The following is a 16,044-nucleotide window of genomic DNA, read 5'->3' on the forward strand; positions in this document are numbered from 1 at the left end:
GGCGATGGTTCCGTTGACAGTTGAGCTGGCCCTACGGATTTCAGGATCCACGGTGGAACATTCGGCGTAGAAACCTGACCGGTGGCGGTACGAGCGCCTGCCTTTTGTAGTGCTGCCTCAGACCGTGCAGAAGTCGCTCGTATTCCGAACGGTCAAAAGCAAAGGACCGCTCCGGGAATGGCTGGGGCTCGTCATCGTCGGCGTCGCCCTGCCAGCCGAATTTCTGCCACGTAACTGTCTGCGGCGACAGGGCCAATTCCATACTGAGCGCCCCGCACCATAAGTCTCCGCAGATTGGGCAGAGCAGAAGCGAAACACGCCCATCGTCATAGTCTCCCGGCAAGATTCCAAGCAGTCGGTCCAAGTAGTCCACCACTGCCTTTGGCCGCCAATCATCACGCAGAGCTGTGGTTTCCTGCAGCGGCTGCTGCTCCCAGTCCTCAGGGACATTTAGCAGATCCCGCATTGGCCGATCGTCGACGTGGAAGTCAAGAAATGCCACCGGGCGATCACGCTGCTGATCACCATTGGACTCAACCCAGCTGGAGGTCGAGGGCGCAACGGTGAGCCGGGATACTGCGTTTTCCATGCATCCAGTATCAAGCCCTGGCGTCACCGGCCGCTGAGAAGTGCCCCTGACTCGCCGTAAATCGAACCTTGAACGGGCTACATGGTCAACGGAACTGAGGCACGTCCGGAACGCTAATCCCGCGAGCCATCGCGGAACGTTGACATGGGAAGAGGACCAGCCGATAGTCAAAGAACGCTAAGCGCATGGCCATAGCGGAGGTCATAAATGCTCGTGGCAGGAGGACTTCGGATGAGAATCCTACTGCCTCCTGCGGGCTTGATCATTGGCGTTATTGTTGTCTCCACGCTAGGTGCTGGATGCACCCCAAACGCTAGCGTGCCCACCTCCGGTTCTGGCCAGTCGGCGAGCCCAACTGCCCAGCCACCTTCCACTATCCCAGCCCCGCAAGGCAAGGTCGTACCGCGCTTTATCACTCATGATCGCTTTCACGGCACGCCTACCTCAGCCCTCAAGGCTGCCTTTACACAGGTTGACGAGTTTGTTAGATCCCGCCCCGAACGTTTCGGAGGCGCCTACTTCAATTTCAACTATTTAGCCATCCACGTGTGAACTGTCGGCGGGCATGGCAAGATCCCGAATTTGTACGACTAAGAGAAACGCTGGACCCCGGCGGTGACTTCATCGCCAACGTGGGAACCGGGAAGCCTCTGACGTATCTCACTACGTTGCGGAATCGGTTGGCCACGAAGTTCCATCCAGGTCCACAGAGCAAGATAGCAGCAGTCAGGACGGACCCAATCTACAACGCTGTTAGAGTCCAGATCAGGTACTCGGAGGGGGACGTTTCCCTGCATCGCATGCTGCTAGCCCTCGAAATCGCAACAATAGCTCCCGAAATCGTCATTGAAAGCGTAGGGGGACAATTCACCACCAACTAGAACAACCCAGCCCGACACAGCCGGTTGAGGAACCTCCCGCGTTGACCCCGGGCTGCTGGACACCACGCGCCAGTACGCCGCCCTGGATTGGCGGAACGACGTCGTGGCCGTCCTGTTCGCCCCGGAGTGCCCTCTCGTCGTAGCGCTTACTTCACTGTCAGCGACCCCTTCATCCCCGGGTGATAGGTGCAGTGGAAGGGGTAGTTGCCAGGCTTTGCCGGGGCCGCGAACGTGGCTGTCCCGCCATTGCCCGCGACGTCCGCATCGAACGTTCCGCCGTGGTCGGCCGTCACGGTATGCCTTGCGGAATCCAGATTGGTCACCGTGACCACGGCACCCGGGGACACCGTAGCCGGTGCCCCATAGTCGAAGTCCTTGATAGCCATGCTGTTGGGCGCGGGGGTGGTCAGGACCGGCGGGCTTACCGTTCCTTCCGGCTTACGAGGGGATTCACCACCGCCGGCGCAGGCGCCCGTGCCGAGCAGGACCGTCACCAATAGGAGCGATCCGCGTACCTTGCCAGTTTTCATGGCGTGCCGTCCTCGCTGGGAAGGGGAGCTGGAAGATAAGTTCCTTCTCTCCATTCTCCGCCCGCGGCGGCGAAATGGTTCCGGCCGCTCCTGGTCCGCAACGCCCGGTGCTTGGAACAGCATCCAGCGGCGCCGTGACCCTCACGACAAGTGACGTCGGGCCGCCGTCGGGCCGCCTTGCCGGGCGGAAACCCCGCCCGGCAAGACCCCGGCCACCACCATGCAAGGGCCGGAAACCTCACAGAAGTCGGGCGGTGCGCCGCCCAGGGCGAACCACAACAGCCACTCACCAGTGGCGAAACGCCGATCAACGCACCCACCACACCACCACCAGGTGCCGCGCTACTAGGAACAACGACGACCAATACGCAGCTGCAGGCACCACCGACAACATTCAGCTAGGCTGAATCCGTAGATTTCCTTTGCAGAGGAGAACGCAGAAGGGCCGGCTCGTTTGAGCCGGCCCTTCTCGTGTCCCCGGCAGGGAAACCAGGCCACGCCGGAGGGTCGTTAGGTCCTCCAGGCTCTAACTGCCTGCACGAGGCGCCGCGCCAAGTGGACGACGGCGGCGGCCACGCTCACCACCACCAAAATCCACGTGCCATCTATGCTTAGCGCGGGGCCGCTAGTACACATGCTCGTATAGCCGGACTCGATGGCGTAGTCAACGCAGTCGCCCCGTTAATACCCCAGAAGGGTCACGTTCACGGTGATCACGAGGAGGAGCGCGACTGCCCAAGGCCACCATCGCGGTGATTGGTATCGCGGCGCCATCTCCATGCAGTCACCATATCGACGGAACCCCTGGTGTCTGCCCCTTGAAGGTTGGCTAACTGGGTGTGTCCCTATGCGGGTTGTGAGTGCACTCATCTGCCGATGATCGGGCCTCTACTGAACCCGCTACACGACAAAGAGCCCCGCGGCTGAGGCAGGTTCGCCTCCACGTGGCGGGCTTTACACGTGGTCGAGCAGATGATCGCGCGGTGGGGTCCGGCTCTCAGGAGTGCGCCTTTCGCGGATGATGACAGTGGCGGCTAGTGCGATGGTGAGACCAATGACGGTCTCGAGGGCGCGCTGAGCCAGGAGGGTGCCGATCGAGGCTGGCAGCATGAGATCGCCGAGCAGAAGGGCCATCGGGGTGAAGAAGACCAGGCCGAGGCTGTAGTTGCGCCCGGTCGTCAGCTCGGTGCACGCCTGGAGCACGGCGATCACGATGATCGCGGCATAGCTGCTGGGGTGGGCGGCCAGGACGAGGGCTGCGGCGCCGAGGCCGGCGGCAGTGCCGATCACCCGCTGGGCAGCGCGCGTGAGGCGGGCGTGCAGGTCGGGTGCCGACATGGGCACGGATGCCGTGACGAAGGTCCAGTAGGGGTGGCCGATGCCGCTGGTCGCGACGGCGAGGCCGGCGGCGGCGATACCGAGCAGATAGCGGGCGGCGTGGCGGCCCACCGGGCCGGACGGGCGTAGGCCGCGCCACGACAGCCGATACCGCACCGGGTCGCCGCCGCCGCGGGCGGTGCGACCCGGGAGGGCGAGCAGCAGCGCGAAGACGGCCGCACCAGCCGCAGCGAGGGCGGCTGCGGGCACCGTGCTCAGCGCGATCGGGACCGTGGCCGAGGCTGTGAGGGCGAAGACCGGGTTGAGAGCCCCGGCCGGATGCCATCGGCCCAGCTCGGCTAGCACTACCGCGACGCCAGCCCAGGCGGCCGCGACCGGGACGAGCAGCCAGAGCCGGAACGGGACGGTCGCCACTAGGGCACCGACGACGACCCCGACCACCAGCACCACGCCCGCCTGCCCCTGCATGGCTAGGCGTACCCGAGCCGGCTCGTGTCGGCCGTACAGGGCGGTGAAGGCACCGATCGCCGCATACAGCAGCAGGTCGCCGCGACCGGACGCCAAGCAAGCCACCAGCGGCACAAAGATCGCCAGGCTTGCCCGGAGGGCGGTCCAATGGGCACCGGCATGCGGGCCCAGGTCGAAGACTGCCGCCCACCAGGACCGCGCGAGGGTGGCCTGCGTCATTTTAACCTTCCGAGGTGGTACATGACTGAAGTACTTCAAGGTTACTACACTTATGAACTACTATTGTGGTTGACCGAGGCGACGGCCACGGGGGCGCGGAGGAGCCGGATGGATCAGGACGCAGACGGTCTACCCGATCATGGCGACGTCGTGGACCGGATGCAGCGTGAGTGGGCCCGGCTGCGCCCGGACCTGAGCTTCACCAGCCTCGGGGTGATCCACCGCGTCCTGCGCGCTTCCCGCCTCATCCTCGAAGCCAGCGACGCCTTCCTCGCCGACTACGGGCTCACCCGCGGCGAGCTGGACGTGCTCTCCGCGCTGCGCCGTACGGACGAACCTCTGAGCCCAACGACGCTGGCCCAGACGCTGCTTGTCCCGCGCTCCGCGATCACCATGCGGCTGAACGCCCTCCAGGGTCGGGAACTGCTGAGCCGGACAGCCAACCCGGCCGACGGCCGCTCGTCCCTGCTCGTCCTCACCGACACTGGCGCCGCGCTCGTGGACGAGGTGATTCCCGCCCAGCTCGCCCTCGAAGATGCCCTACTCGCGGAAGCCCCGGCCTGGGCGATCGAGGGCTTGGTCGATCCTCTGCGGGCACTCACCTCCGCATGGGAGCAGGGACGCGGCCACCAAGCCGGGTCCAGCAAGGACCGGCGGAACGGCGCGCTCGAGCGCTCCGGATGAGCCGCAGCAGCGCGCGCTTCCGGTGAGGGATCAGCCGAAGCGCTACTGGGTCCCGCGTGGTAGAACACCAACGGCGCCCTGCTCCAACCTGAGGACGAGGAACTACCGCGCGATGTGTCCTGTCGGACAACGAACTTCTTCCATGCATAAAACTGCTCCTCGAAAGTCAGAACTGATTTATCAGTCCAGCAGTTCATTCGGGGCAGCGGCGTTGAACTCCCGGTTCAGCAGGTCAGGCGCGACGGCGCCTTGCTCGCCTTGATTCGGAGTTGTAGCGCTTCCTCCGCCGGACCCTGCAGGCCAGCCGAGTGCGCGCATAAGCTTCAGCAGAGTCTTTTTCGCGAGCTTCCAGCCCTGCTTGAGCAGTTCCGTGTGGACGCGTCGGTGCCCGGCTCTAATTCAGCCCTTTGGCTGCGCTATCGCTCGGTGGCAACGGCCGGTAGACGGGCGAAATAGGCCGGACAACGCCCGCCCCCAACCCCAGTTAACCCAACCGGGCCAGCCTCATCCCGCCGTCGTCCGTGCCCGTATCAGCCCAAGGCACGCCACGGCCGCCGCGACTGAAACCACCGTGACGATGCCGAACGGGAGCGCATTGTCCGCTCCGCCAATCCCCACCAGCGGTGCTGCGATGCCACCGAAGGCGAACCGCGCCAGGCCGAGCAGCGACGACGCGGTGCCGGCGATGTCCGGATAGCCCTTCAGCGCCAGCGAGGTCGCGGATGGGCTCGCCGTCGCCACGCCACCGACCATCGTGAAGAGGGATAGGATCACCGCAATCAGCGGCAGGTGCTGGAGCGCGGTGATGAGCAGGCCAACAGAGCCTGCGGTGGCCATGGCCAGTCCGATCGCCAGCATGGCCTTCTCCGACCAACGTTCGGCCAGCCGGCCGCCGAGGAAACCGAAGATCATGAAGCCCAGGGAATTCAGGCCGAAGGCAAACGAGTAGCCCTGCGGCGAAAGCCCGTAAATTCCCTGCAGGACGAACGTGGCGCCGCTGAGGTAGGCGAAGATCGCCGAGTACGTAAAGCCCGTGATCAGGACGGCGCCGACGAACACGCGGTCCGCCAGCAGTCGCCGGAAATCCTGCAGCGTATGGCCAAACCCGCCGGTTGCCCGCCGCCGAGCCGGGAGAGTCTCCTTGAAGATCACCAGGCAGGCCACCAGAATTGCGACGCCGACGCCGGCAAGGAACAGGAAAACGCCGCGCCAGTCGGTAACAGAGGCCAGTTGGCCGCCGATGACCGGACCCACGATTGCGGCAAGTCCGCCCAGCACCGTCAGGCGGCCGTAGTACCGGAGGAGCTTGGCGCCCTCGTAGACGTCCCGCCCGGCAGCCTGCGCAATCACGATGCCCACGGCGCCGGCCAGGCCCTGGACGAACCGGGCGGCGATCAGGGCCTCGACCGTCGGGCTGACGGCACAGAGAACGGACGTGACCGTGTACGCGGCGACGCCAATCAGCAGAGGGAGCCGGCGGCCGAAGCGGTCAGACAGCGGGCCCGCAATCACCTGGCCGATGGCCAGCCCGAGCAGGCAGGCCGTTATGGTCAGCTGCGCCGTCGACGTGGAGCTTCGCAGCTCCGCCGTCAGGGCCGGCAGCACGGGCAGGTACAGGTCCATGGAAATCGGACCGAAGATGGTCAGCAGGCCAAGGACAATGGCCAGCGGCCGTCCGACTGCCTGTTCGCGCGTGGTCACCGGAGCGTCGGTCACAGTCACGCTGCCTCCGTTCAAGGGTGATGGGCTGCCGCCAGTTCGACGGCGGGTGGTGGGGGTGCGTTTCCACCTAACCAGCGTTTACAACGCTGTGGGAGACCCTGCTGGTACCCCTTACCGCAGGGTCTCCCACAACACCGCCAAGACCTCCCTGGCGGCAGGGACCGACTCGACGTCCAGCGCCTGCCGGTGCGCCTCGTCCACCACGTCGCTGATCAGCACGCGCTGGCCGGTCTGAGAGGACTTCACCGCCGCCTCGACCATGGCCAGGCTCAGGACGTTGGCATGGATCTCGCCCGGGGGAACCTCACCCGTTCGCAGGCTCCGGACGAACTCCGCCAATGCCCCGGCGATCTCCTCCGGGTCCCCGCCGCGGCGTCGCCCTCCGTAACCACAGAATCCGGCACTACCGCCGGAACTCCCTCGGCCGTGCGCTGGCCAGCAAACGCACCCGGATTATTGCCCTGCTGTACCCGGCGCTGCAGCGGCGGCTCAGCGAGACCGCGTGAAGTTCTTCACCAGCGCCACGCAGGCGGCGAAGGGCCGTCTCCTACCTCGAAGGACTGGGCCACCGCCGGCTCTGCTTCGTTGACAGTGGCGGGGCCGAGCATGCCCTGAGCGGCTACGGCCCCGTCGTGCGCAGCCGGGCGGCCTTCGCGGCGGAGGTGGACCGCCGCGGGCTGAAGTCGGTGCACATCTCATGCGAGGAATCACCGATCTCCGGTCAGGGGGCTGCTGAAAGGCTGCTCAAAACCGCCCCGGACACGACGGCCGTGATCCTCATGAACGACAACGCATCCTTCGGCTTCATCAACGGCCTGGACAAGCAGGGCATTGACGTTCCCGGCGACATGTCCGTCCTGCTGATCGGCTCGACGCCGGACGTCGCCGCCACCACGGATCCGCGGCTGACTGTCCTCACGCTGCCCAGCACCGAGCTGGGACGCATGGGTGTGGAGACGCTGGTCGATCAGCTCGAGGAACGGCGCGGTCCCATGCGCCAGGCCGTGGTGATCTGCCGTTTCGAGGAAGGGGAGTCGACGGGACCGGTCGGGAGGAAGCGGCCGACGGCGGCCGCAGGCTGAGCCGGGCGCTTTCGGTGCGTTCACCTGAATCCACACCTGCACGAACCGTGAATCTCAGAACGCGTAGCGGATGCGGCAGTACGGCGCGATGTTGTCAACGAGCGCAGTCAGCCGCTGCACGTAGCGTGCCTTGGGTCTTGAACGGTAACGGACGTTAGTGAAGCCGTTGGACGAAACCTTCGTTTCCTGGAGGTCGGGCCGCCACAGCACAGTCTCAGCCTGCGGATGCCATCCCAGGTTGACCTCGTGAAGCCGCTCGTTATGGGTCAGGAAGATGATTTCCGCTGCAAGCTGAGCCTTGGCGGCGTCGGTGAGCGTGGCATCGAGTTGGCGCAACAGCTGGTCCCAATCACTGAGCCAGGTGTCCGTGATGATGACGGGGGAGAAGTTCACGTGCACTTCGTAGCCGGCCTCCACGAAATCGTTAATGGCAGCCATACGCTCGACCACCGGCGAGGTCCGAACGTCAATCGATTTCGCCAAGTCCGCGGGCATGAGGGAAAAACGAATCCTGGTGTGGCCGCCGTGGTCCCAGCGGAGCATTGCAGGGTTCACGAACTTGGTGGCAAAGGACAGCTTGGCGGTGGGCAAGTCGCGGAAAAGCAGGACGAGATCCTCCACGTTGTCACTGATCAGCGCGTCGACAGAGCAGTCGCTGTTTTCACCGATGTCGTAGACCCAGAGTTCGGGGTCGCACTGGTTGGGCTCCAGCTTCATGCCTTGGCGTGTGACGTGCCGTGCCAGCGCCCCGGAAATCTGGTCGATGTTCGCGAACACGGTAACCGGGTTGCTGTAGCCCTTGTGACGGGGCACATAGCAGTATGCGCAGGCCATTGCGCAGCCATTCGCGGTAGAGGGGGCGATGAAATCCGCGGACCGGCCGTTCGGCTTGACGGTCAGCGATTTCTTGACGCCGAGGACCAGCGCTTCGGTCTTGATCCGGGACCAGCGCGGCACGTTCGTTTCATCACCGTGCAACTCCGGGATGTTCCAGTGGTTATCGACAAGTACGACGTCGGCGTCCGGCCAGCGTTCGATGATCTCCTTGCCCCTGGAAAGCTTCAGCGCCTCAGGTTGCGCATAGATGCGCCGGATCTGCAGCAACCGGTTGAATTCCATGGATCCATTCTCACAGGTCGCCAGAAGCTGTTGGCTTAGTCCTCCGGCTCGCCCAGGCCGCGGGCGGCCAGCGCCTCGCCGGTGTGGCGGGCATAGGCAACGGTGGTGATGAACACCGGCAGGACCAGCGCCCGCGGATTGCGTTCCAGTCCCCGGGCGCGCGCTGAGTCCCGGACGTCGGCGAAGGCTCCGGCGATAAAGGGAATGCTCCGCAGCATGATGGCGATGGTCAGGGCAAAGCGCTCGGGGTCGGCGCCGAAGCGCCGGAACGGGCGGGCGAGGGAAACCACGCCGTCGAGCAGCCGGTGCAGCGGTGTGGTGGCCGTCAGAACTGACGCCGCGACGACGCACAGCAGGATGTTCAGGACGATCCGCGCGGCAACGGGTCCGCCGAGTTGCCACCACTGGAACGCACCGATGACCAGCAGGATTGGCAGCAGCGGCCGCACCGCGCGGAAAAGGCGCACGGTCCCGGCGCCGCTGAGCAGGAACAGCGCGCACATTACGGCGAGGGCTCCGGCGGCCAGCCGCCAGTCGACGATCAGGAACGAGGCCATTCCGCAGGCCAGGACCAGCAGGAACTTCAGCCACAGCGGCATGCGGTGGATCAGGGACGTGCCGGGCACGTAGTTGGCGAGCAGGAAGCCGTGGCCCCTCACCGGAAGCCGCCGCCTAACAGGCTCCGGGCGGAAAGCGAGCGGTAATGCTCGACGGCGGCGGCAGCACCGCCGTCGAACGCTATCCGTCCGGCTTCGACCACCAGGACCCGGTCCATGTCCAGGGCCAGCTCCAGGTCATGGGTGGACATGACGATCTGCTGGCTCAGGCCGGCCAGCGTGCGGCGCAGCAGTTCGCGGTTCCGGAGGTCCAGGAGCGTGGAGGGCTCGTCCAGCACCAGGACGCCGGGTTCCACCGCCAGCACGGACGCCAGGGCGAGGAGCTGCCGTTCGCCGCCGGAGAGTTCGTAGATGCTCTGGTCAGCCAAAGGGAGGAGACCGAAACGGCTCAGGGCGGCGGTGGCCTGCTCCCGGCGCTCCCTGCCGTTCCGCACCGAACGCCGGAGCGAGAGTTCCACGTCCTCACGGCCGGTGGGCATGACCAGCTGGGAGAGCGGATCGGTGAAGACAAAGCCCACCTGCTGGCGGACGGCGCGCACGTTGCGGACGGTGTCGGCGCCGTTGACCGTCACGGCCCCTGCGGTGGGAGCCACCAAGCCGTTAAGGAGGCGGAGCAGGGTGGACTTGCCGGAACCGTTGGCGCCGATCACACCGATCCGTTGCTCGGTGAGCTCCAGCGAGATGTCCTGCAGCAGAACTTTGGGGTCAGGGCGGCCGTCCACGGCCACGCTGACCCCTGCGTTCCTGAGGGAGATGGTGCTCACTGCTGGGTGGTTGCTTTCGGCTCCGTGGCGTCCGGCGTCGCGGCCTGCAGCGGGGCGGGCTGCTGCGGGAGCTTCCGGACGCGGCCGACCAGCAGGTCGGGGAACGCCTTGTGCAGGGCGATGGCCACCGCAACGGCGAGGACGTTCTTGATGGTGTCACCCGGGTAGAAGGGGAGATCGGCGAGGAATGCCTTGGAGAAGTCCAGCTTGGCGTTGACCATCATTCCGGCGATGCCCAGTCCGTGGATCAGCACAATGCTGGTGGCCATTGCTGCGGCGAACAGAAGCACGGCACGGAACTTCACGGTACGGCGGATAACGACGGCGGCCAGCCAGCCCACCGCTGCGGCGGCGAGGGGGAACGCGATGATGTAGCCGGCTGACGGTCCGGCCAGGATGCCCAGGCCGCTGCGTCCGCCGCTGAAGATGGGAAGCCCGGCGAGCCCAAGCAGGGTGTGCAGCCCGACGGCGGCGAACGCGCGGCCGGGGCCGAGGGCGAGGCCGGTCAGCATGACGGCGAGTGTCTGGAGCGTGATGGGGACGCCGAGGCCACCCACGGGAATGGCAGCGACCAGGGCTGACGCCGCCACGAGCGCGGCGAAGACGGCGATGAGTCCGAGGTCGGTGGCGTTCCAGCGGTTGCGCTTTGCCGGCTGCAGGGCGCCGGCGGAATGGGTCTGGGTCATGGGGTGGTCCTGTCGGAGGGGTACAAACAATTATCGGCTGCTCTCGACGTTACTGGCCCGCGAACGGCCTCATTTTGTTGCTGTTCTACAACAGGGACTGCCTGTGGTCTGGTGCTGGGCACAAATACTCCGTTCTGCCAGTTTTGGGAAGGCGCTCCTCCGGCCGGGAAAGACGTGTTCTAACCGGGTTGCACCGGCCGGTAGACTTGAACGGGCCGTTCTCCGGCCGGCATCCCCGGCGTTCACCACTTTGCGCCGTGCGGCATGCAACCCGCCGTGCTGCGGCATTCCCTGTTGTGAAAGGCCTTACCTGCTGTGATTACCGTTCAGGAACTTGAACTCCGTGCCGGCGCCCGCCTGCTCATGGACCAGGTGAGCTTCCGCATCGACAAGGGTGACAAGATCGGCCTCGTGGGCCGCAACGGTGCCGGCAAAACCACGCTGACCCGCGTGCTGGCCGGCGAAGGCCTGCCAGCAGCCGGCAAGGTCACCCGCAGCGGCGAGATCGGCTACCTGCCCCAGGACCCGCGCACGCCGGACATGGAGCAGCTCGCACGGGACCGCATTCTTTCCGCCCGCGGACTGGACGTCGTCGTCGGCAAGCTGAAGAAGGCGCAGGCGGACATGGCGAGCGAGGACCCGGAGGTCCAGCGCAAGGCCATGGGCCGGTACGACCGGCTCGAGGCCGAATTCCTGTCCGGCGGCGGATACGCGGCGGAGGCCGAGGCAGCCGCCATCTCCTCCAACTTGGCGCTGCCGGAACGGATCCTCAACCAGCCGCTCAAGACCCTGTCCGGCGGCCAGCGCCGCCGTGTGGAACTGGCGCGCATCCTCTACTCCGGCGCGGAAACCATGCTGCTGGATGAGCCCACCAACCACCTGGACGCGGACTCCATTTCCTGGCTCCGGGACTTCCTCAAGAACCACCAGGGCGGCCTGATCGTGATCAGCCACGACGTGGAACTGCTGGAGGCCACCGTCAACAAGGTCTACCACCTGGACGCCAACCGTGCGCAGATCGACTTCTACAACATGGGCTGGAAGCGCTACCTGCAGCAGCGCGAAACCGATGAGCGGGCCCGCAAGCGCGAACGCGCCAACGCCGAGAAGAAGGCCCAGGTCCTGATGGACCAGGCCAACAAGATGCGCGCCAAGGCCACCAAGGCCGTGGCCGCGCAGAACATGGCCAAGCGCGCCGAGCGGCTGCTCAGCGGGCTGGAAGCCGTCCGCGAGCAGGACCGGGTGGCAGCACTGCGGTTCCCGGACCCGTCGCCCTGCGGCCGGACCCCGCTGACCGCAGAAGGCCTGAGCAAGTCCTACGGTTCGCTCGAGATCTTTACCGACGTGGACCTCGCCATCGACCGCGGCTCCAAGGTGGTCATCCTCGGCCTCAACGGTGCCGGCAAGACCACCCTGCTGCGGATGCTCGCCGGCGTGGACCGCCCCGACACCGGCGACATCGTTCCCGGGCACGGGCTCAAAGTGGGCTACTATGCCCAGGAGCACGAAACCCTGGACCACGACCGCACCGTCCTCGAGAACATGCGCTCCTCCGCGCCTGACATGAAGGACGCCGAGGTCCGCGGCATCCTGGGCTCGTTCCTGTTTTCCGGCGACGACGTCGACAAGCCCGCCGGAGTGCTCTCCGGCGGTGAGAAGACCCGTCTGGCGCTGGCCACCATCGTGGCCTCCAGCGCGAACGTCCTCTTGCTGGACGAGCCCACCAACAACCTCGACCCCGCCAGCCGCGCCGAGATCCTGGGCGCACTGCGCAACTACACCGGCGCCGTCGTCCTGGTCAGCCACGACGAAGGCGCCGTGGAGGCCCTCAACCCCGAGCGCGTGGTGCTGCTGCCCGACGGCGTTGAGGACCTCTGGAACGAGGACTACCTGGACCTCATCACGCTGGCCTAGTCGTGCCACGGTTCTGACCGGCGTCCCAGTGCCCGGGGACCTCAAGGCCCCCGGGCAGCCTGGTGCCGAAGCTGCCACGCGCGCTGTTGAGCTGTGGCTGCGTCAGGTACAAGGCACCCGTAAGATCGGCGCCCTCCAGCCGCGCATCCCTGAGATCTGCGCCCAGGAGGTCCACGGCCGTGAGGTCGGTGCCGCGCAGGTCTGCCGCGATGAGGCATGCGCCCCGAAGGTCGGCGCCGCAGAGTCGTAGCGGCCGGAGGTCACTGCCCGCCAGGTCCGCCCCCGGCTGCAGCCTTTGATCCAGCTGGTCTACGGCCGCAAAGTAGGCGCCCCGGACTTCCTCGCTGACGTCCATCAGCACCTGGCGCACCCGGTGGTGCAGTGTTCCCACGTCGAGGGCGAGCACTTCATGCACTGTCCCCTCTGCGAGCTTGCCGATGGCGAGCCTAAGCTCCAGCACATCGTTGCCGGTCTCGGCGTCGAAGGCGCGGTCCTGTGCCTCGGCCAGATACCAGAGCATCTCATGAAGCTGTCGCATGACTTTGAAGGCGGCGAACATTGCGGACCTGCTGTCCGGCTGATCGCGCCAGCTGACGCCATCAAACAGCCCTTGCGACACAGCCTGGCCCGCGCCGAAGCAGTCGAAAACGGTGCACCCGCGGAAGCCGCGCGGGCGCAGCCGGTCGTGGATGCCGCAGGAGAAGTCAGCGCCGAGATTGGGGCACGGTGTACCCGCCGGCTTGTCGATGGCAAAGTCGGCGGATCGGGAAAAGCCGAAGGCGGTGCAGCACAGCGCGAAGCAGTTGCTGCAGTTGGGGCGAAGTCCGTCCCGGCCGGGAATGGCAGTGGAACGACGAATGGATGAGGTGCTCAAGTGGTCTCCCAAGAATGATGCGGATGTGTGCGTCGCACGGGGAACTCGCCATCGAGTTCCCTCGGCGGACACACCGAATCACCGCTCCGTGAAGGAACGGGAGAGCGCTGCCGGGGGAGGGCAGCTGCTGCGGGCTAGAGAGAAGAATGAAAAATCACTGGCCCCAGAATACCCGCATGTCGCAATGATCTTCGACGTCTTTTCCAGCCTCGACGGCTTCGGCTCGAACCGCGGCAACTGGGTGCCGCCGACTTTGACGTCGAGCTGATCGAGAGCCGGACGCTCGACGGCCACACCCAACAGCTCAACTACCGGCCCACCCTGCACGTCTGAACCCGGCGAAGCCGTAAGTCACCGCAGGGAAAGCAATCAGCGCACCCGAAGCGCGTGCGCGTCCGTGATGCGCTGCAGCTCGCCGTAGCTGATCGAGAACATGGAGTGGTGGTCGCCGGCTCCGGCCCAAAGCGTTGGGTGTTCCTCGAGGGAGGCGTCCAGCAGGGTGCAGATCTTTGCGGGATGCCCCACCGGCGCCACCCCGCCCACTTCCTGGCCGGTGTGGTGCAGGACGAACTCCGGTGCCGCGCGGCGGATCCGTCCGGTGCCCAGCTGCGAGGCCACCAGCCGGACATCCACCTTCGCGGCGCCGCTGGCGAGGATCAGCAGGGGAGTGCCGTCCACTTCAAACACCAGGCTGTTGGTGATGGCCGCAACGTCGCAGCCGAGCGCGTCAGCCGCGGCAGCCGCCGTCGGAACCGCGCCAGGCAGGACCGTGACGGTGTCGCGGGCTCCCGCCGCGGTGAGGGCGCGGCGCACGTTGGCCACCGGGTCGGCAGGCATGTCGGTGCTCCTGTCCTCAGTAGCCCTGGGCATCCAGGATCGCGTCTTCCTCTTCCTCCGCCGTCAGACGCTTGCGCTTCCGGGGAGCCGGCGGACGACGGCGGGCTCCCGCGGCGCTGTGGGCTGGCTCGCCGTCCCACGCCTCCGCGTCCTCGGCATCCATCGCGGCGTTGCGCGCCTGCTGCCGGGCAGCGTAGCCGAAGCCCACGAACATAAGGACGCCGAAGGCGAACCACTGCAGCGAGTAGGACAGGTGCGTCCCCTCGTCCGCCGAGGGCATGGGGAACGGCTGCGGCATGTCCGCCACCGGCGGCGTCTCGGAGGCGAGCTGACCGTAGGCTCCGGTCAGCAGCGGGTAGCCGAGTTCACCGGCGTAGGTGGGCAGGTCAATGGAGGCCAGCTGGCCTTCCGGCGCGCCGCGCTGCAGCGTGGGTTCGCTGTGCTTGAGCCGCACGACAGCCGTGATCTGCCCGGACGGCGGGGCCGGAATGGCGTCCGGCCGGCCGGGGGTCTTGTTGCCGATCGGCAGCCAGCCCCGGTCAATCACGACCGTCTCGCCGGACGCGAGCTTGAATGGCACCACCACTTCATAGCCAGGCTGCCCGTTGAGGGGACGGTTGCGCACAATCCGCTGTCCGTCGACGTCATATGTGCCCTGGAGCCTGACCTGGGTCCATTCCTTGGCCGGGTCCAGCTGGTTGAACTCCTCACGGGCCTCGGCAAACGCGATGGGGGTGGCGGAGTAGTTGGACGTGACGCGCTGGATTTCCGCGAGCGTCTCCGCCCTGCGGTCCATCTGCCAGCGGCCCAGGAACACGCAGCCGGTGGCGAAGATTGCGGCCAGCAGGAGGTAGCCCAGCCACTTGCTGGAAAACAGGAACTTGTACATTCAGCTGTTCCCGCCTGTTTTGGCCGCCTCAAGCGGCACGGTTTCCTTCCAGAGCCCGCGCGTCTGCAGGTAGTCCTCCAGCCACGCCTTGTGCTCACCGCACGCCAGCCACACCTTGCGTCGGTCGGGCGTGTGGATCTTGGGGTTGTTCCAGAGCAGCTGCCAGGACGCATCGGCCCGGCAGGCTTTGCGGGAGCACGTGGCCGCGGATGCTGGCCCGGCAAGCTCGCCGCTGCCGTCACCCAGGTTGAAAATGTTCATGAAGCTTTCTGTCCCCGGCCGTCGTCGTCTACTTCGTCATCAGCAATGAGTTCGCCCTGGAGCACCGTCGGTTCGTCCGCCGTGCCGGGGCTTTCCGCAGTCCCGGATTCCTCCGCCGCTCCCAGCTCAGCGTACGGCGTGTAATCGAGCAGCGCGTCGCTGTGGATCTCCGCCTTGTCCGAACCGTTGGCGATCACCACGGCGATCCACGGCAGGAAGACCGCACCCGCCACCGCAACCAGCTTGAACCAACCGTCCACCACGAAGATCAGAATCAGGCACACCATGCGGATACCCATGGCGAGGGCGTACTTGACCATGCGCTCCCGCATGTCTTCGGAATGCGCTGCGGCGGCGTCCGTGATGCTGATTACTTCCGGATGGCCGGCGGCTTCGTCACGCTTCCCGGGCGTCTGCTGTCCGGGTTGGGGTTCGGGTATCACGACTGTCTCATCACGCTCCAATGGCTACCCCAATTCTCTCACCATCCGAAGTTGGCTCCCAATCGGGCGATAAGATCGGAGGCAGTCAAAATTCCAGTCACCACAGCGGAGCCATGCTCCGCAGAAA

At 66.0% G+C, this 16,044-nt stretch carries 18 protein-coding genes and 1 pseudogene; 5 read left to right on the plus strand and 14 right to left on the minus strand.

The features are described from left to right. Positions 1-40: 40 nt before the first annotated feature. From ACFVTE_RS20620 to ACFVTE_RS20630, 3 genes are all read right to left on the minus strand, one after another. The gene (locus tag ACFVTE_RS20620; protein ID WP_387103739.1) at positions 41-589 is read right to left on the minus strand and encodes a hypothetical protein; all 549 of its coding nucleotides are present in this window, start codon (positions 587-589) and stop codon (positions 41-43) included. Positions 590-1,616: 1,027 nt separating this feature from the next. Continuing rightward, positions 1,617-2,000 (minus strand): cupredoxin domain-containing protein, encoded by a 384-nt coding sequence (locus ACFVTE_RS20625; protein ID WP_387103742.1) that lies wholly within the window; start codon positions 1,998-2,000, stop codon positions 1,617-1,619. A 954-nt stretch (positions 2,001-2,954) separates the two neighbouring features. After that, on the minus strand, positions 2,955-4,025 hold the full coding sequence (locus ACFVTE_RS20630; protein ID WP_387103745.1) for an FUSC family protein: 1,071 nt from the start codon (positions 4,023-4,025) through the stop codon (positions 2,955-2,957). A gap of 108 nt (positions 4,026-4,133) precedes the next feature. Here ACFVTE_RS20630 and ACFVTE_RS20635 point away from each other — a divergent pair, with 108 nt between their 5' ends. Beyond that, on the plus strand, positions 4,134-4,709 hold the full coding sequence (locus tag ACFVTE_RS20635; protein WP_387103748.1) for a MarR family winged helix-turn-helix transcriptional regulator: 576 nt from the start codon (positions 4,134-4,136) through the stop codon (positions 4,707-4,709). A gap of 504 nt (positions 4,710-5,213) precedes the next feature. On the opposite strand, the gene ACFVTE_RS20640 is transcribed toward ACFVTE_RS20635, so the two are convergent. Together ACFVTE_RS20640 and ACFVTE_RS20645 are read right to left on the minus strand one after the other, a co-directional pair. Next, positions 5,214-6,425 (minus strand): multidrug effflux MFS transporter, encoded by a 1,212-nt coding sequence (locus tag ACFVTE_RS20640; protein ID WP_387103933.1) that lies wholly within the window; start codon positions 6,423-6,425, stop codon positions 5,214-5,216. Between the two features lie 117 nt (positions 6,426-6,542). After that, positions 6,543-6,770, minus strand: coding sequence for a hypothetical protein (locus tag ACFVTE_RS20645; protein WP_387103750.1), 228 nt, complete (start codon positions 6,768-6,770; stop codon positions 6,543-6,545). On the opposite strand from ACFVTE_RS20645, the gene ACFVTE_RS20650 reads away from it, so the two are divergent. Together ACFVTE_RS20650 and ACFVTE_RS20655 are read left to right on the plus strand one after the other, a co-directional pair. Beyond that, positions 6,770-6,937 (plus strand): hypothetical protein, encoded by a 168-nt coding sequence (locus ACFVTE_RS20650; RefSeq protein ID WP_387103753.1) that lies wholly within the window; start codon positions 6,770-6,772, stop codon positions 6,935-6,937. The two genes, ACFVTE_RS20645 and ACFVTE_RS20650, sit on opposite strands and share 1 nt — an antisense overlap. A 51-nt stretch (positions 6,938-6,988) precedes the next feature. After that, positions 6,989-7,513 (plus strand): annotated as a pseudogene (locus ACFVTE_RS20655) (substrate-binding domain-containing protein); the annotation flags it as partial. A gap of 54 nt (positions 7,514-7,567) precedes the next feature. On the opposite strand, the gene ACFVTE_RS20660 reads toward ACFVTE_RS20655, so the two are convergent. The 4 genes from ACFVTE_RS20660 to ACFVTE_RS20675 are packed head-to-tail and all read right to left on the minus strand — an operon-like array spanning position 7,568 to position 10,699. Further along, on the minus strand, positions 7,568-8,632 hold the full coding sequence (locus ACFVTE_RS20660) for a spore photoproduct lyase family protein (protein WP_387103756.1): 1,065 nt from the start codon (positions 8,630-8,632) through the stop codon (positions 7,568-7,570). A 35-nt stretch (positions 8,633-8,667) separates the two neighbouring features. After that, entirely contained in the window at positions 8,668-9,291 is a 624-nt protein-coding gene (locus ACFVTE_RS20665; RefSeq protein WP_387103758.1) for an energy-coupling factor transporter transmembrane component T family protein, read from the minus strand. After that, on the minus strand, positions 9,288-10,013 hold the full coding sequence (locus tag ACFVTE_RS20670) for an energy-coupling factor ABC transporter ATP-binding protein (RefSeq protein ID WP_387103761.1): 726 nt from the start codon (positions 10,011-10,013) through the stop codon (positions 9,288-9,290). The genes ACFVTE_RS20665 and ACFVTE_RS20670 overlap by 4 nt, the downstream gene beginning before the upstream one ends. Further along, positions 10,010-10,699, minus strand: a complete 690-nt coding sequence (locus ACFVTE_RS20675; protein ID WP_387103764.1) for a biotin transporter BioY — start codon at positions 10,697-10,699, stop codon at positions 10,010-10,012. Before ACFVTE_RS20675 ends, ACFVTE_RS20670 begins: the two co-directional genes overlap by 4 nt. Before the next feature lie 315 nt (positions 10,700-11,014). Between ACFVTE_RS20675 and ACFVTE_RS20680 the strand changes: the two genes are divergently transcribed. Then, entirely contained in the window at positions 11,015-12,613 is a 1,599-nt protein-coding gene (locus ACFVTE_RS20680; RefSeq protein ID WP_387103767.1) for an ABC-F family ATP-binding cassette domain-containing protein, read from the plus strand. On the opposite strand, the gene ACFVTE_RS20685 is transcribed toward ACFVTE_RS20680, so the two are convergent. Beyond that, positions 12,600-13,487, minus strand: coding sequence for a pentapeptide repeat-containing protein (locus ACFVTE_RS20685; protein ID WP_387103769.1), 888 nt, complete (start codon positions 13,485-13,487; stop codon positions 12,600-12,602). The genes ACFVTE_RS20680 and ACFVTE_RS20685 overlap by 14 nt on opposite strands. Here ACFVTE_RS20685 and ACFVTE_RS20690 point away from each other — a divergent pair. Then, the gene (locus ACFVTE_RS20690; protein WP_387103771.1) at positions 13,471-13,755 is read left to right on the plus strand and encodes a hypothetical protein; all 285 of its coding nucleotides are present in this window, start codon (positions 13,471-13,473) and stop codon (positions 13,753-13,755) included. The genes ACFVTE_RS20685 and ACFVTE_RS20690 overlap by 17 nt on opposite strands. A 101-nt stretch (positions 13,756-13,856) precedes the next feature. Here the strand turns inward: ACFVTE_RS20690 and ACFVTE_RS20695 are convergent, their stop codons facing one another. The 4 genes from ACFVTE_RS20695 to ACFVTE_RS20710 are packed head-to-tail and all read right to left on the minus strand — an operon-like array spanning position 13,857 to position 15,938. Further along, positions 13,857-14,324, minus strand: coding sequence for a YbaK/EbsC family protein (locus ACFVTE_RS20695; RefSeq protein ID WP_387103773.1), 468 nt, complete (start codon positions 14,322-14,324; stop codon positions 13,857-13,859). Positions 14,325-14,340: 16 nt separating this feature from the next. Then, positions 14,341-15,213, minus strand: coding sequence for an SURF1 family protein (locus ACFVTE_RS20700; RefSeq protein WP_387103775.1), 873 nt, complete (start codon positions 15,211-15,213; stop codon positions 14,341-14,343). Further along, positions 15,214-15,474 (minus strand): hypothetical protein, encoded by a 261-nt coding sequence (locus ACFVTE_RS20705; RefSeq protein WP_387103778.1) that lies wholly within the window; start codon positions 15,472-15,474, stop codon positions 15,214-15,216. It abuts the gene before it with no gap. Further along, positions 15,471-15,938, minus strand: coding sequence for a DUF3099 domain-containing protein (locus ACFVTE_RS20710; protein ID WP_387103780.1), 468 nt, complete (start codon positions 15,936-15,938; stop codon positions 15,471-15,473). Before ACFVTE_RS20710 ends, ACFVTE_RS20705 begins: the two co-directional genes overlap by 4 nt. Between the last annotated feature and the right edge of the window lie 106 nt (positions 15,939-16,044).

The sequence above is a fragment of the Arthrobacter sp. NPDC058097 genome (assembly GCF_042884885.1).
In the GTDB taxonomy this organism is placed as follows: domain Bacteria; phylum Actinomycetota; class Actinomycetes; order Actinomycetales; family Micrococcaceae; genus Arthrobacter.